General features: G+C 30.0%; 20 protein-coding genes and 1 pseudogene. 15 read left to right on the top strand and 6 right to left on the bottom strand.

All coding sequences use genetic code 11. From position 1 onward, the window contains the following. Positions 1-398 precede the first annotated feature (398 nt). Complete coding sequence (locus RU86_RS05750) at positions 399-1,001, top strand: phosphatase PAP2 family protein (protein ID WP_096814468.1); 603 nt, start codon at positions 399-401, stop codon at positions 999-1,001. A gap of 1,258 nt (positions 1,002-2,259) precedes the next feature. Continuing rightward, positions 2,260-2,463: pseudogene (locus tag RU86_RS05740) on the top strand (transposase); the annotation flags it as partial. A 120-nt stretch (positions 2,464-2,583) separates the two neighbouring features. On the opposite strand, the gene RU86_RS05735 reads toward RU86_RS05740, so the two are convergent. The 5 genes from RU86_RS05735 to RU86_RS05715 form a co-directional block, all read right to left on the bottom strand. Further along, on the bottom strand, positions 2,584-3,264 hold the full coding sequence (locus RU86_RS05735; protein WP_096814466.1) for a DUF262 domain-containing protein: 681 nt from the start codon (positions 3,262-3,264) through the stop codon (positions 2,584-2,586). Between the two features lie 61 nt (positions 3,265-3,325). After that, a complete protein-coding gene (locus RU86_RS05730; protein ID WP_179296216.1) occupies positions 3,326-3,601 on the bottom strand; it encodes a hypothetical protein in 276 nt (91 codons plus the stop codon). Between the two features lie 53 nt (positions 3,602-3,654). Then, positions 3,655-3,999 (bottom strand): hypothetical protein, encoded by a 345-nt coding sequence (locus RU86_RS05725; RefSeq protein WP_096814464.1) that lies wholly within the window; start codon positions 3,997-3,999, stop codon positions 3,655-3,657. Between the two features lie 16 nt (positions 4,000-4,015). After that, positions 4,016-4,456, bottom strand: a complete 441-nt coding sequence (locus RU86_RS05720; protein WP_096814463.1) for an ImmA/IrrE family metallo-endopeptidase — start codon at positions 4,454-4,456, stop codon at positions 4,016-4,018. Positions 4,457-4,459: 3 nt separating this feature from the next. Then, on the bottom strand, positions 4,460-4,798 hold the full coding sequence (locus RU86_RS05715; protein ID WP_096814462.1) for a helix-turn-helix domain-containing protein: 339 nt from the start codon (positions 4,796-4,798) through the stop codon (positions 4,460-4,462). Between the two features lie 1,049 nt (positions 4,799-5,847). On the opposite strand from RU86_RS05715, the gene RU86_RS05710 reads away from it, so the two are divergent. The 8 genes from RU86_RS05710 to RU86_RS05675 all read left to right on the top strand — a co-directional run bounded on the left by RU86_RS05710 (position 5,848) and on the right by RU86_RS05675 (position 11,898). Beyond that, the gene (locus RU86_RS05710) at positions 5,848-6,138 is read left to right on the top strand and encodes a type II toxin-antitoxin system RelB/DinJ family antitoxin (RefSeq protein ID WP_143468094.1); all 291 of its coding nucleotides are present in this window, start codon (positions 5,848-5,850) and stop codon (positions 6,136-6,138) included. Further along, positions 6,139-6,477: a hypothetical protein gene (locus RU86_RS05705; protein WP_096814460.1), complete on the top strand. Its 339-nt coding sequence runs from the start codon at positions 6,139-6,141 to the stop codon at positions 6,475-6,477. It abuts the gene before it with no gap. 55 nt (positions 6,478-6,532) lie between these two features. After that, positions 6,533-6,856 carry a hypothetical protein gene (locus RU86_RS05700; protein ID WP_096814459.1) on the top strand — a complete coding sequence of 108 codons (324 nt, stop codon included), beginning with the start codon at positions 6,533-6,535 and terminating at the stop codon, positions 6,854-6,856. A gap of 126 nt (positions 6,857-6,982) precedes the next feature. Next, a complete protein-coding gene (locus RU86_RS05695; RefSeq protein WP_179296214.1) occupies positions 6,983-7,207 on the top strand; it encodes a hypothetical protein in 225 nt (74 codons plus the stop codon). A gap of 127 nt (positions 7,208-7,334) precedes the next feature. Then, positions 7,335-7,646: a hypothetical protein gene (locus tag RU86_RS05690; protein WP_096814457.1), complete on the top strand. Its 312-nt coding sequence runs from the start codon at positions 7,335-7,337 to the stop codon at positions 7,644-7,646. After that, a complete protein-coding gene (locus RU86_RS05685; RefSeq protein WP_096814456.1) occupies positions 7,646-8,179 on the top strand; it encodes a hypothetical protein in 534 nt (177 codons plus the stop codon). The genes RU86_RS05690 and RU86_RS05685 overlap by 1 nt, the downstream gene beginning before the upstream one ends. A gap of 28 nt (positions 8,180-8,207) precedes the next feature. Further along, on the top strand, positions 8,208-9,797 hold the full coding sequence (locus tag RU86_RS05680; protein WP_096814455.1) for an FtsK/SpoIIIE domain-containing protein: 1,590 nt from the start codon (positions 8,208-8,210) through the stop codon (positions 9,795-9,797). Between the two features lie 379 nt (positions 9,798-10,176). Then, complete coding sequence (locus RU86_RS05675; RefSeq protein WP_096814454.1) at positions 10,177-11,898, top strand: hypothetical protein; 1,722 nt, start codon at positions 10,177-10,179, stop codon at positions 11,896-11,898. Positions 11,899-11,947: 49 nt separating this feature from the next. Here RU86_RS05675 and RU86_RS05670 read toward each other — a convergent pair whose 3' ends face one another. After that, positions 11,948-12,247 (bottom strand): helix-turn-helix domain-containing protein, encoded by a 300-nt coding sequence (locus RU86_RS05670; protein ID WP_245810482.1) that lies wholly within the window; start codon positions 12,245-12,247, stop codon positions 11,948-11,950. A 151-nt stretch (positions 12,248-12,398) separates the two neighbouring features. Between RU86_RS05670 and RU86_RS05665 the strand changes: the two genes are divergently transcribed. From RU86_RS05665 to RU86_RS05645, 5 genes are all read left to right on the top strand, one after another. Next, positions 12,399-12,647: a hypothetical protein gene (locus tag RU86_RS05665; RefSeq protein ID WP_096814453.1), complete on the top strand. Its 249-nt coding sequence runs from the start codon at positions 12,399-12,401 to the stop codon at positions 12,645-12,647. Then, entirely contained in the window at positions 12,637-13,110 is a 474-nt protein-coding gene (locus tag RU86_RS05660; protein ID WP_096814452.1) for a hypothetical protein, read from the top strand. Before RU86_RS05665 ends, RU86_RS05660 begins: the two co-directional genes overlap by 11 nt. Further along, complete coding sequence (locus tag RU86_RS05655) at positions 13,097-13,519, top strand: hypothetical protein (protein ID WP_096814451.1); 423 nt, start codon at positions 13,097-13,099, stop codon at positions 13,517-13,519. Before RU86_RS05660 ends, RU86_RS05655 begins: the two co-directional genes overlap by 14 nt. Positions 13,520-13,864: 345 nt before the next feature. Continuing rightward, complete coding sequence (locus tag RU86_RS05650) at positions 13,865-15,208, top strand: Rep family protein (protein ID WP_096814450.1); 1,344 nt, start codon at positions 13,865-13,867, stop codon at positions 15,206-15,208. Positions 15,209-15,248: 40 nt separating this feature from the next. After that, positions 15,249-15,452 carry a hypothetical protein gene (locus RU86_RS05645; RefSeq protein ID WP_096814449.1) on the top strand — a complete coding sequence of 68 codons (204 nt, stop codon included), beginning with the start codon at positions 15,249-15,251 and terminating at the stop codon, positions 15,450-15,452. Positions 15,453-15,454: the final 2 nt, after the last annotated feature.

Genomic DNA, 15,454 nt, shown 5'->3' with positions numbered 1-15,454 from the left:
GCGCCATGACTTACAGTCTCATCTTTGAATAATAGCTTGGCATCTATCGCTAATTTTGGTATACTAGTCTAAATTCCTCTAAGTCATGCCGAGAGCTTGATAGAATTACAACGTAAATTCTAGTAGACTTTATTTGGTATTAATTTTAGAAATTATCGATAATATGAAGCACAATCGGATTTAATATTAAATGAATTCAATTAACGTAATAATCTAGATGAACCTATAATTTGTGGTTAGCATGCATCGTTACTCAACTATTTGAAAAAAATATATATGATTATGTAAGTAATCATATATAAAAAGTTTCGTAGATTATTTTTATATGGGTATTAGCTGTATTTTTGTTCCATGATTAATTTAGCTATATTGGATTAAAAATTTAAAAAGGAAAAAATATGAAGCAAGTATGGATTAGCGCAGTTAGCATGATAAGTTTTGTACTACTTTCTATCATGATTATAAAAAATGAAACAGATAAATTTGATAATACCTTAATTGAGTTTATTTACTCAAATCGCACACCATTCATCACAAGTATCATGAATTATTTAACAGAGATAGGAAATCCAATCGTGGTCATTATGACAGTTGGTTGTTTAGGTACATTGTTGCTATATAAAAAGATGTGGACTGAATTAACTGTTTTGGCGGTCACTATCATACTAAATTTAGGGCTATTAGTTCCTATTACGAAATATTTGATAAGTAGGAATCGTCCTACAGGGTATCGCTTAATTTCAGAGTCGGGATTTTCATTTCCAAGTGGCCATGCGGTTTATATTACTACTTTGGTATTGGTCCTTATTTGGTTAGTATCAAATTATTTACCTAAATTCTATGTACTTACACTAGTAATTGGAATCAGTTTAATTATATTAGTTAGCTTTTCGCGTATATATTTAGGAGTCCATTACCCAACTGATGTAGTAGCAGGGGTATTGCTTGCACTTACAAGTGTTTCGATAATAAAAAAGGTGTTTACCTATGTGAAAATTTGAATTACTTGTCGTAAATTTAATTCGTTATTTCTGATGTGCACCCCAGAATATNTAAATATTCATTTGATTTGAAACTAAAAGCAGTTATAGACTATGAACAAGGATTAGGTAGCTATCAATTTATAGCTGATAAATACCATGTTAAGAAGTCAGGTCGAATCAAGGACTGGGTTGTACTGCGGCGTTTTTAAATTGTTTATCGAATTTTCTTCTTGTCATAATAAACCTTTCCACGACTTCTCTTAACTTTGTGTCTAGTTTATTATAATCTTTCCATAAAAGTCTAACTTTTGGAGTGCACAACATTTTATTATCGATTTTTTTTTCGCCTGATAGCTCTAAAAAAGCTAATAGAAACTCAATTAGCTTCTTCAAATAGTCAATACAAGCAATTAATTATTAAAGTTATTGAAGAAGGCAGAAAAAACATGGAAATTGAAGACTCAACAACTAATATAGAAATATATGATAGTTACTATTGTTTAATGATTGCAATAAGTTGTGATAAAACTCCACTTAAACTATTAGATGGAACTTGGAAAGTGTATTTGTGAGGAATAGAAAGAAGTAACAAACAGTAGTGATGTAGTTGTTTAGTTATATATTATTTTTACTATTTTGATTATTCAACTAATCATTTCACTTACTTGATAAGTTTTTACTTTTTAATCAAATTTTATGGTTAAAAACCTTGTTCTAACAATTTTTATCAAATTCTTATTATAATATTCCTAATTATAGTACAGTAAGATATGCACTGAAATGAATCAAGATAAGATCTACAATATAGAATCTATAAAATAATCATTTTCTATATGAAATTTCCTATATGTATCCTGTATTTGAATGTGGCTCACCTACTTAAAAGCGATTATCTTACAAAATCCATGAAGTGTTCTGAAGTCTCTCCCACCTATATGATTATATGTATTAGCCATCATAATAATTTTGACAATAGATTTACAATCAGTAATAATAGAAGTGTGAGCAATTACTATGACTAGATTGTAAATAATCTTAATGATTATAATTTATCTTTCAAAGTTTAAATATTCATTTTTGCTTTTTGTATTTTCTTGTTTTTTTGATTCCCGTCAGGATAATTTATTAAGAAATATAAGCATTTTGAATAGTAATCTTGCAAAAAAAACTACTTATATTATAATAAGTAGCTCAGACTGAAGACAAAGTCCTCGTGACTTTGTCTTTTCTTATTAAAAAGCGGTATAATATAATAACGAGTGATTTGGAGGTTTTTATGATTGGTAAACTGACGCAAAATGCTAGAAATCAGATGCAATTTTTAACGCTTGATGAATTAATTCCAAAAGATCATATGCTTCGTCAAATTGACGAAACAGCTGATTTCACCTTCATTTATAAGTTGGTTGTGGACAAGTATACGCTTGATAATGGTCGGCCATCTCTTGATCCTGTCATGCTTATAAAACTCCCGCTTTTATAGTATTTGTGTGGTACTAAAAGCATGCGCCAGACAATCAAAGATGTCGCCAACCCAATATCGGATGGCGTTATCAAACTAACAAAAAAAATCAAGCAGTCAATACTTGATTTCAAAAGTTTATATTTTAGGGTGCAAATCAGTTTCATTTAAAAGATTTTTATATACAATGGAACCCAAAAATTGTTTTTCCAGTATGTCTTCTTCTTTAAGTAAATCATAGATTGCAATTGCTCTTAAAACTAACTCGGAATTATTTAAACTTAGATTTGCAGCTTGAGAAAAATATTTTGATATATATGTTTTAGAAAAACTATTGAGCTTTGTATTGAAGTTTCCGTAAAAAATTGAGTTTCGTATTTGTTGGCTTAATAATGAAGTCCCTCCACTATTTAATCTTTCAAAAATAGAGAACATTGCAGATTCATTGTATGGTGCACTTTGTTTAAATTCTATTACATTTATTGTATTGTATTTAAAATTGTCTATTAATCCCATATCTTCTAAATCAGAATAGACTTTATTATTGAATCTTGAATTAACCCCTTTTAATGAAAAACCTGATGTTTTTATAGAATTAGGTAACCTTTTATTAAACATAAATGAATGGATAGTGGTTATTCTTTGAAGTCCATCAATTACTAAAAATTTTTTCCTTTTGTCTTCTTCAACAGCAACTAAAAAAATACTAGGTAAAGGTAAGCCCATGATTATCGATTCAATTAATTTTGAAGCCTGCACTTGATTCCAAACAAAACCCCTTTGCATTTCTGGAATTTTTATCACCTCATCTTCAAACATCTCTGCAAGTTGTTTATAAGTGATGTTATATGACCAATAAGAAATATCATAACTTAATTTATTATTTTTTTATATCATCTTCTGTTAAATCATTGGTTGATATTATTTTGAAGTTATCTTCCTTGATATTAAATTCTAGAGAAATTAAATATGAATTGTTGTCTACAGTTGCTTGAATGTCTGCAGAAATTACATTAAAATCTTGGGTTTGTTGAATGACTGCTATACTAAATAAAGTTTCACTGTCTGGATTACATTTCAAAATATCAATTAATTGCATTTTAACATCCGGATCGTTAAGTTTTTTTTCAAGTCTCTCGTATATTATAGTATCCATTTTTTTCCTATCTTCTATCCATTCATTAATATAAAAATTTAAATTTTTATATTTCAATTGTGCGTATTATGTTTGTGTGCTTCGATTATTACACCTTCATAAAAATATGAATTTTCCTCATCATCCCAATAACCACGAAATGCTGTTACAATTTTTTCGCTTGAAATTATACTTTCAAATTCTCTTCTCCCAACATATTGTCTATCTAATTCACATATCCAGCTATTCAGATAATTAGATAGAATTTTTATATCTTTATTATATGTAATTTTTTCAAATGGATAAGCAAAATTGTTAGTTATTAAAACAAATAACCCTTTACTATTTGTTTTAGTATTGATATGATCGAATTTCATAGCTACATCATCATATAGGCTACGAAATTTTTCATTTTTCATTTTTATATTTTCTCCTTTATTCATAAAAATAATCTGATTCACAGTAGGGTACCATACCAAATTTATTTGATATGATACTGTTAAATTCATCGATGATAACACCATCAAGATGATAAGGTAAGTTTAATTTTTCAATAATTTGCTGGTAGTTTGTATCTGGAGTAAATTCATATTTTTCATCTAATATTTTCATAACTTCATGGATCATGTATTTATTTGCTTCATATTCTAAGTTATCATTTTGAAAATGGTTAGTTACGTACCTTTTACAATCTCCATTAAGAAAATGTGCTGTTTCATGTAAGAGTGTAAGTGATGTATTTAGGGCATCTAAATTTTCATTTATAAAAATTATAGGATTGTTATTTTCGATACCAAAATATCCCCTGCCACCAAAGTCCATGAATTGAATTTCTATACCAAGTTCTTTTACTAATCGTTTAATCTTTAGGAGCATATATTAGCTATTTTTCAATCTATCTTCCATTCTCTTTTTTATAAATTCACGTATTTTCTCACGGTCTTCATCATACATAGGTTTACCGTCAAATGACTTAAATGTGTCTAGTGACTTTTCTAAGTCTTCATCAAATTTCTTTTGGTTTTTAATGTTGGTGTTTCCTAAAAGATAGTCCGTTGAGACGCTGAAAAAATCAGCTATCTGTTGAACATTCTTAGGTCTCATTTTTCCTTTTTCCCAATCTGAGTATGTTGATTGAGAAATTTTGAGTTGGTTTGAAACATCTTTTTGAGTCATTTTTGCTTCTAAACGTAGTGTTTTTAAGCGTTCTGGAAACATTTTATTTTCTCCTTTAAGAATATATAAAAAAACTTTAAAAAAGCGCTTGACTTAATATCGGTTTTGCGATATTATAAATATATCGGATAACCGATATATGTTTTTGAAACAAAAGGCTACTTATTATAATATAAATAGCCGATTGGTTCAAGAACACTGTTCAAACAAGCTTGTAAATCTTGATTAATTATTCTATTTTAGAAATCAAACAAAAAAATCAAGTCATACAAAAAGCAACCTTTGAATATAGTTCTTTGACAATCAAATACAAAATATCTATTTCGTACCTGATATAATCACAGTGTGGTAACTTGATTATATCAAATGTTGCTATTTAGTGCAACAGGGTGTAAAAAAAAGAGACTGGGAAAACCCAGTATAATCAAGTAGCTACGGTGGTCTGCACAGTGACAGCACAATAGTTAAGTTCAATGTTTCATCATTGGGCGAAGAGGTGGAGTAAGGCATAAGATGTGAGGCGACCCATTGCTGACTAAAAGGCATGTGTATTCAATTACAGGTTATATCATAGACTTTATGTTAAAAACTCCTCTCGAAACTTCACAAAATGTAGTAGGCGATGATATGAGCCACAATTCTTACTTTTCTTTTGTGTCGTAAATTACAAAGTAAATGAAAAAAAATCAACTTTATCTGTTTACAGATAGATCACTAATAAATAGAGTATCAGTTATGCTGATTCTTTTTAATTTTCAGATAGAAAGTGAAAACTGAACATCATACTATATGAATGTGCTTGTTTCTATTAAATCAGGAAAACAATTATCAATGAGTGCTAACTTCGGTATGTTTGTTTCTTTAGTAATAAAGAAAATAATTGTCAATGAATATCAACTTAGATATGTTTGTTTTCTGTGAGAATAACAATAGACAAGATGTCTGTTGTAAACTGCTTATAAGTATTTTCCCAACTTTCCTTATAAGTAGTTTAGAGCAGAGGGGATTTGTTTAATTGCACTCAAATGAACTCTATTAATTGTAATTGATTTTGTTTTGAAGTATAATGGAGTTGTGGAGGATTGACTATCATGACAACAATACAAAAAACTTATAGAATTGATGAAGAGTTACAACAAAAAGCCGAACAATACTTTTCAGAAATGGGATTAAATCCTACTGTTGCAATCACAATGTTTTTTAAGCGTGTAGTTGATGAAAAGAGAATGCCGTTTGTACCAGAGGTTATTTCAGAAAGGGTTGATTATTCTATGGAAAGTAAAGAAAGATTGTCTGAGTTATTGAGTAAGATTCCAGTAAAGAGCATTTCTGATATTAGTGAAACAGAGAGAAAAGAATTGCTAGATGGTTGGGATTTATAAGTGGAAGAATTTGATATTATTGTTGCGAAAGTTCCCTTTGAAAACTCCGAAGATTATAAATGGCGACCTGTATTTATTTTAAGTGTTAATGGTCGAGCTGTTAAATTTTTAAGAATAACTACAAAATTTGCTACAAAATCAGAATATATGCAAAGTAAGTATTTTGAAATAATTGATTATATTGAAGCAGGGCTTAATCGTCAATCGTGGATAGATACTTTTAGAGCATATCCTTTAGATGATGAAAATTTCAAAATTCATGTTTTGGGTAAGTTAACAGAAAGAGATTTTGAAAGATTTATTACTTTTTTATCTGATACTGATTTTTTGCTAAATTAGAAGAAAAGGCTAGAGAAATCTAGTCTTTTTTCTTTGTTAAAATATAGGAGATAATATGAAACTAAAAATAATGCCAAAATCCAAAGGTGGTGGACATACGTTATCGTATGCTAAAAGTGAGTTAAAGCATAAAGATTATTTGATTGATAAAATGATTGCTATTAGACAAAAGAAACTTACTAACATTGAGATTGAGCGTATCAAACTAAATGAAAAATTAACGCTTTTGGCAAGAGGTATATCAGATGAAATTTTAAAGACACAGAAACAGATCTATGATTTGTGTGAAGTCACACCTAATAAATTAAATGATGAAATAAGTAGTTTGACTTATTTCAAAGGTGTTTTAGAGAATAAAGATGTAGAGCAAGGTATTTAAATTATCGTGTTTTTTTGCGATTGTCGTCTGGTTGACGAGAACTTTTAACTAAGGTACGTTTTAGCTTCACTAAAACAAATAGGTTCAATTCCTGTCGGTCGCATAAAATAAAAATATAAAGAAATAGTGGTAAAGAAAAATGGTTGTTGTAATATGATGAAAAATAGTGATAGTGCTTATCAAAAACAAATTAAAAAAATGAACGTTGAAGAGTTAGCGGATACGTTGCGTCCTTTTTTTCTTAGAGAGGTGGATAATAATTATGAATTAAAGTCACAAGCTACTTTAGAGGAAGAACAAATTGATTGGATCAGTCATTTTATCTGTACTGATTTATTCGGACCTTTTTAATAAGGTTGGCTAAACTTGACCCAAACAAGTCTTTAAACTGTGTAAATGTTGTGAAGTTACGATAATCAAAAGGCTGTGCTTCCAGTTTTTATTTTTGATTACAATTGTTTTTTAGGAGATAAAAAATATGTCAGTATTGAGAGAACTTCCAGTTAAATTGGAAGAAGTAATTGAAGATATGAAGGTTTGGGTTAATCCGAATCCTATTAATGTCAAAAAAACAACATCTGAGCCTGATTTACTTGTCTATAGTGCAAGTGGTCTTGGCGAACCAAATTTTCGTATTGTCGTACCAGGTAAAAATGGTTTTAAGCCAACAGGTCGGGTACGTGTCAAAATTACTAACCCTACTTTCAAAGGTTTTATGTTTGATGAAGGTACAGCAGGTAGAAAAGATTCAACAGTTATTTTTGCGGATCGTGTAGAGGAGATTAAATAATGGTAGAAGTTAAGAAAAAATACGGTATCAATACCTTTAATAAGGCTTATTCAGTTGATGTTGACGCAACCTATGGTCAGTTGACTTATTTGGAAACAATCGCTTCTGAACGTTTTAATTACATTGATACAGAAACTGGTGCTATCTATGATAATCAAGATGAACTTGATAAAGTGCAACTTGATAAAAATTTACAAAAGGTTGAAAATACGCATGAAATCAGTAATCTATATGTTCAAGCCTATTCAGAAGTCCAAAAAGATACGATGGATATTGCTGTGCCATTAGATTTTGATGATACAAAATTCAAGATGAATGATAGTGTACGCTTGACAGGTAAAGTAGTTGCTCGTGTACACCCTCAAACAAAACGCATTGAAATTTCTACGGCAAATGGTCGAACACGTCAAGAAATAGTAGCTGACTATTATTTCACAGTTTCAGCTGAGGGCTTAGAAAAAGTTGTAGCTGATGCTAAACCAATGCAATCTGATCCACAACAAAAACCAAAAGAAGAAAATCAAAAGAAATAATTTTTGATTTTTAGAAAGTTGGTGCTAAATGAAGTTAATGAAACAAATTTTCCATTATAAGGGTATAAAAATTGGTAAGAGAGACAAGACAATACAAAAAATAATTGTGATTGTCTTACTCTTACCTTTTTTGTTACTGTTTTGTTGTTTGACTTACCTTTTATTACCACAGTTGCTGTCAAATTATATTTTCCTGATAGTCTATGCTATCTTATTTATCGTAGTAAGTGCTTTAGCCACTTTCTTTTTTTATCGTCTACTTCATATCAAATTTTGGTTTTTTAAGAAGTTAGAAAATAGAAGATTGTTACTGAGACACTTAACAGAAAATCGGATATTTTATCCGATTAAGAGAAAGGATAAGAAAGATAAGATTAAGTACCCTCCTGTTTATCTCAAACAAAATAAGTACACTATAATTGTTACTTTAGAATTACGTGGTGGTCAATTTCAAGATAAATTCTTGAATATTGGTGGTGCTTTAGAGGTTACTTATTCAGCAGACTTAATGGGTAGAATAGATGAAAAGGGCTACGTTTCTTATGTTTATTCTGCGGATACTATATTAGGTCGTATCTCAGCTAAAGATGTTCGTGTCGTTGATAAAGGTCTCATATTAATGGAAGATGTCTATTGGGACTATGTGCATGATCCACATTTATTAGTTGCAGGTGGTACAGGTGGTGGTAAGACAGTTTTGTTACGTTCTATCTTAAATGGACTGCTTAGAGTTGGTGTTGTTGAAATACTAGATCCTAAGCAATCTGACTTTGAATCTTATAGTCAATTAAATGTTTTAAAAGATAGAGTTGAAATTGATTTAGTTCAAATGATGAATAAAATCAAACAATTCAAAGAAAATATGGAAATCAGATATGCGACAATGCGTCAATTCAAAAAAGATAGAAACGAAAAAGAATTGGGCAGTTTCCAGTCGTATGATTTGAGACCTGCTTTCTTGATTATTGATGAGTTTCCCTCATTTCGTGCTAGTATGCTTGAACAAAGAGAGTTAATGCAAGAGGCTGAAATAGTTATGGCTTCATTAAAGCAAATTATTTTAAAAGGTCGTCAAGCGGGCTTCTTTGCGATTATCGCAACTCAGAATGTAAAAGCTGATGATTTACCCTCTACCCTTAAAGATAATATCATGACACGTATTTCAGTTGGTCGTTTATCTCAATTTTCGTATGAGGTTATTTTTGGAGAAGAAAACAAAAATAAATACTTTAAGTATATTGAGCAAATCAATGGCGAACGTGTTTATGGTCGTGGTTATTATGGTGTATTTGGCAGTCCTGCTAGAGAGTTCTTTTCTCCAGAAATGCCTAAACCCGAAGAGTGGGAATATTATGATGTGTTTGAAACGTTAGAAAGACTTGAGCTTGAATTTGATAAACAAGAAACAGTATCTAAAACTTATACAGGTAAAGAATTATCTGAGGAGTTAGCGATTGATTATCGTGTGTTTAAAAAATATAAGTCTGAGTTTGAGACAGCAGGTCAAGAATTTGACAAAACCTATAGTACTAGTGACTTAATTATGTTTGAAAGGGCGATCGAGTGTAGAAAATCTGGTAAAACTTATCAGGAATCTATCAGTGAAGCGATATTATGATGAAAAAATCTATTTCAAGAATCATTGAGCGGTGGACTTGTCTACGGAACGAGTCCATAAAGAACGTGGCGAACAGCAGAGCCGTAAGGCGGAAGCGTCGTGAGTGCGGTTTTTATGGGCTTGTTGCGCAGTTACAAGTCCTTTGCCTGCGTCCGCAAGGGCGCAGGCAAAACAGCTTACACCCCGAATTGTAAGAAGAGGAAGGCATAAATTTGGACAATAGTTATTGATTTGATAGGGTTTAGATATTGAAATTTTGGAGAAAAAAAGATGTTTTTTATGTCTAGCTACCAAAATAGCTACCAGATTACAATAATTTAGATAATAGTTTACTTAACAATGTTATAATAACTTATATTGAAAGAAAAGGGAATACAAAATGAATAGGTATATATTTTACTCTTGGCAATCAAATTTGCCTAATAGAGATAATAGAAATTTTATTGAAACTTGTATAAAAAAGGGAATAAAAAGAACTTCCACTGACACATTTTCAATTAACTACTCCCTAGATAAAGATACTAATAATGAATTTGGAAGTCCAGACATTGCTAATACAATTTTTACAAAAATAGATAGTTCTACCTTTTTTATAGCTGATATATCCCTTATCAATAATTATTCTCCCAATCCAAATGTTTTATTAGAGTTAGGCTATGCTATTGCAAAACTTAGCTGGGAAAGAGTCATTTGCATTTTCAATCTAAAATATGGAAAACTTGAACAATTACCCTTTGATTTGAGGTCTCATAGAGTATTAACATACAATTCAGACAATGTTTCTGATAAAGAAAAAATTACACAAATAATAGCAGACACTATTAACAATAGTAGCTTATTAGTTGATGCACAGATTAGCTCAAATATCTTAAATAAACAAAAGTTGGATAGAAATTTAACTTACATTCTAAATTCTTTAAACTTAATACTGGGATATGAAAAATATGAGTTCTCATCAATTTTTGAAAACGATGAGGATGTTTTGGAAAACAAATTAGCAAGAAGAAAACTACTAGGATTTTATATATTTAAAAATTATGATAATATATTATCCGAATTAGAAAGATTTAGTTCTTCTACACAAGTTTTTTTTTCCGAGCGAAGTGTAAAACTTTTAATCACTAATTTAATATTTTCAATTAAATCATTTGTTCATTTTTGTTCTATTAGACAATCACCAACATTATTTATCAATACAGACGAGAAAGAAGAGTCATACAAGGTTATCCATAGTTCTCAATTAAGTTCAAGTAATAAAGATGGATTTATTTTGATGAAAATAAAAGATATAAATAAATCTGAAGTAATTGATTATGGAAATATCCAAACAACTATGCAAGTGAGTAATTCTACAAATTATTTTATTCTGAATGAAGATTATGTTTCGTCTTTTATAAGGGAAATTGTTGATATTGTAAATATAATCAAATCATATCTAGTACAATTTGATGAAATACTTGATATTGACGTTATGAAAGACTTTGATATCAAAAAAAAGGAAGATATTGAAAAAATAATTCCTTATAATAAAAATATTCTAATTTCACCAGTTACTAAAGAACTTGATTTAAATTTATTAGAGCATTTTCCTTATGATGATATTATAATATATAATATTTATTTTCATTTAATGCGAGCAGGTACTGTATTTAATAATCAAAATGATACAGATTTTATAATAAAAACTTTTTTCAAAAATGAATATATTTTAGATAAGAAAACAATTCAAGTAGTGGATCATGATGTTATTAGTAAAGAAGAGTATACTGAGCTAATTGAGAATAGTTTTTATTTACTACAATCGATAATATTGCCAAACTCATTGATGAACTATTTTCGGTATTTACAAGAAAGTAATACTTCCATTAATAAATATATGAAAGATATCTGTAGTGTAATAGAATATAATATTTTTGAATTACTACCTTCTTTGATTCAGGAAGATATCAGTCATCACTATATAGATTACTTAACAAATAATCTTCATACAAAAGAAATGATAATGGCGATTAGTAAGAAATTTTACTTAAGTTTTAAGTCATATGAATATAGTTTCAATCTATTTAAAATATATTTGAAAGAATTACAGTTTGATAAATAAATATACATACATAATAAGAGTCTGAACCTATAATAAGTTCAGACTTTTATTATTTATTCGTTAAGTAGGTATTTAATAGAGCAATTATTTCTTGCTTATCTTCTTCACTTAAAGTTTTTTCTTTTAGTACCTCTATAATATCTTCTAAACCGTCATCACGACCTTGTAGATAGTCAGGACTAACGTTAAGTATTTCTGATAGTTTTTGTATATTATCGCCTTTGGGATTACGTTCTCCTGACTCCCACTTAGCATAGTATGGTTGGCTAATATTTAGTAATGTAGCCATTTGTTTTTGGGTTAAATTAGCATTTATTCTTGAAATTTTAAGTCTGTCTTTAAGCATCATAAAAAAATATCCATTTTCTATTGACTTATAACCAAAAAGAGTATAATATATAAATATATTCATTTTGGTTATATTTAATTTGTTTTGAAAGGAGTTAATAAGTTTAAAAATATTGTTGTTTAAATTATATCACATTGAAAGGAATTAAAAAATGACACAGAAAATTGAAGATATTAATGATTTACTAAATGGTATCAATGTTATCGCAAATGTCTTACTTATTGGTAAGTCTGCAGATATGACTGAAATATCTGGTAATCCTAATACAGTTGACCTTTATGCATCACTTGTAGAAATTACTGAACAATATGCCAGTGCTTTAGTAGACAAAGGTGGACAATTTGAACTTGAGCATGAAGAACGTAAAGGTGCTATTTTAAAGGCTGTCAGTGGACTATAAGGATATTGCAAAGGAAGTAGGTAGAAGTCCTACCACAGTCCGCAAATGGTGTCCTAGGATAACAGAATTATCAGGTCGTGTTTTTACTTCTAAAAGTATTTATCGGGGCAGAAAAAAAGCTCCTTTGAAAAAATACGTATTTTCAGATGATGATTTGATTAAGTTTAGAGAATTGGCTAAGCTATTAACTGAAACAAATGACTTTAACTATTCTGTCTATGAAGTTTATGGCAACTTAAAAGCCAAGCGGGAACGAGATTTTAAAAATGATATTGATGATTTAGATGATTATTGCTTAGATAAATTTGAAAGTTTGGAAAATAAAATCAAAAGTCTTGAAACTAACAATAATCTACTTAGTAACAAAATATCATCACTTGAACAATTTAACAGTAGGCTCGAAAAAATTGAAATTGGGCTGAGAAAGAGAAATATAGGAGATTTACTCAATGACAAAAATTAAACTAACTGAAACATTCCAAACACCCAAAGATTTACCGCTTGATATTAACGGTTTTGATGTGCCTAAGGTTGTAAAGGTAGATTTTACTACAGCACGTGCAGGATACGCTTATAACGCAAATCGTGAGCGTACAGACCATATTGAGAAGTATACTATCCAAGGAGTAGATGAAAAAGTTTATTTAGCTTTACAGACTGCAGGTATCAATATAGCTGATGTTAAAACAATTCAAATTGAATTTACTGGAGACTTTGATAAAATCGAGGACGCTATCGATAAGAAGTTACTAATTAGTGTTGAACTTCGCAGGGTAGAGGTTAAGTTACAATGGGTAGACGGTTCACGTAATGCCGGCTATAAGGCATTAAAATTAATCGCCAATGGCTTTACAGTAGTTGATAAAAAATAACAATTGATGAAACTTTTGCGATCGGTCTACTTGCTCCGTTTGTCCGTTTGCCGAGCGAAAGCGTTAGGCAGATAGGACAGACGGAAAAAGCAAAGGGGACAGTTTGCAAGAGTTTTTTGAGATTCTATTAGCCCATTAGCACAAATTGATAACGGGCGCACTGTTTAGGACTTGACGATAAACAGTGCAAACCTAGTGTTTGCAAGGTAAGAGAGGGTAACACCCCTTTAGCGTATGCGACCTGATTACTGCTTAAAAATGTGGGCAAATAGGTGGGCAAATAGTGGGCTAATAGAATAAAAAGTTTCTATTAGCCCACAAATTCAGTTGATATAAGGAGAATTAATGAGAAATGACAGTAGATTGAGAGCAAAAAAGTTTGTTTTTATGCAATATCTTAATTCAACATACTGGAATTGGGAAAATGAAAAAAAAACATTATTTGATGATTGGCAAACAAATAAACAAGATATTTTTGAGCAAATATATAACTCAGTTAGAGATATGCAAGGGTTCGAGGAAATTGCTTTAATTGTTCATGATAAAGATAAAAAGGGAAATAGCACTTTAAAATTACCACACATTCATGGATATATTTCCTTTAGGGATAGGTTTGACCTTGAACGTATAGCGAGGCGGTTGGGAATTGAGCAACAATATGTTGAAATTGCAAAAGGTAACCGATATGCAGAAATTAACAACAAGTCTTATCTAGTACATGCTAAAAACTTAGACAAGTTTCAATATCTATCTGAGGAAGTGGAAACCTTTGAAACATTTGATTTCTTGGCATATATTGAGGAACACCGAGAGGAACTTCAAAAAAGAGCAGCTACGACTAAACGTGAACTATCTGATGAAAGTCTTGACTATATCATTCAGAAGGTGCAAAGAGGTGATCTATTTAAGCGTGACATCATGATTGATGATGACTTAGCATTTCTCTATGCTAATAATATGAATCGCTTTAAAGAGGCTTTGGACTTCTATGGTGAGCGTATCGCTTGGTTACGCTTGGAAGACTTAAGACAGCTTAGATATAAAATGACTGTACTTTATATACAAGGAACTCCAGGTGTTGGTAAAACAACTTTAGCCAATGAAGTTGCTTTAAAAATCAAGACACAAGGAGAACTAAGAAATAATAAGAGTGATATCTACTCAGCTAGTTCACGTAATCCATTTGATGATTATTATGGTCAAGATATTGTGATATTAGACGATTTAAGGCCAGATAGTTTATCAGCTTCTGATTGGTTAAAAGTTTTTGACCCTTTAAATTCGGCTAATATGTCAGCTAGGTATAAAAATAAATTAGTTGTACCACGTGTGATTATTGTAGCTAACTATCAGTCTCCTTTGAAATTCTTTTCAGAGATTAAAGGAGAAGATGTCAATCAATTTGTTAGACGAGTAAATAGTATGATTTCAATTGAAAGTAAGCAATTTCCACATTTTGATTTTGATAATATCTATAATCTATCCGAGGTTGTTAAGCTAAGTACACCAAGAAATTTACGCATTTCGCAAGATGAATTCTTAACCTTAAATTTTGATTTCAAGACAATCATTGAGAAAAATGATGATAAAGAAAAATTCATCAAGCAAGCACTTGATGAATATATCCTACCTCGAGCATTTCCACCCGGGATAAATAGTCCGTCTGTAAACGGTCTACAAAATAAATAAAACTACTTAAATTATATCAAATTATAGAAAGTATAGAAATATGTATCTTAAAAAATTAAACAATAAAGAGCAACAGCAATTTAATAGTAACTATCCTTTTGTATCTGGTACATGGTATATAAAGATGAATGAGGATGGTTCTAAGGCACGTAATATTCAAGGTAAAGTACTATATAGTTGCATGGTTGATTTTGAATTAAAAATTGCATTAGCAAGTAAAGAATTTACTAGAGTAGAAAATTAGAA

This window comes from Pseudolactococcus piscium (assembly GCF_002441695.1).
GTDB lineage: Bacteria > Bacillota > Bacilli > Lactobacillales > Streptococcaceae > Pseudolactococcus > Pseudolactococcus piscium.
This window is presented reverse-complemented; position numbering and strand designations above follow the sequence as displayed.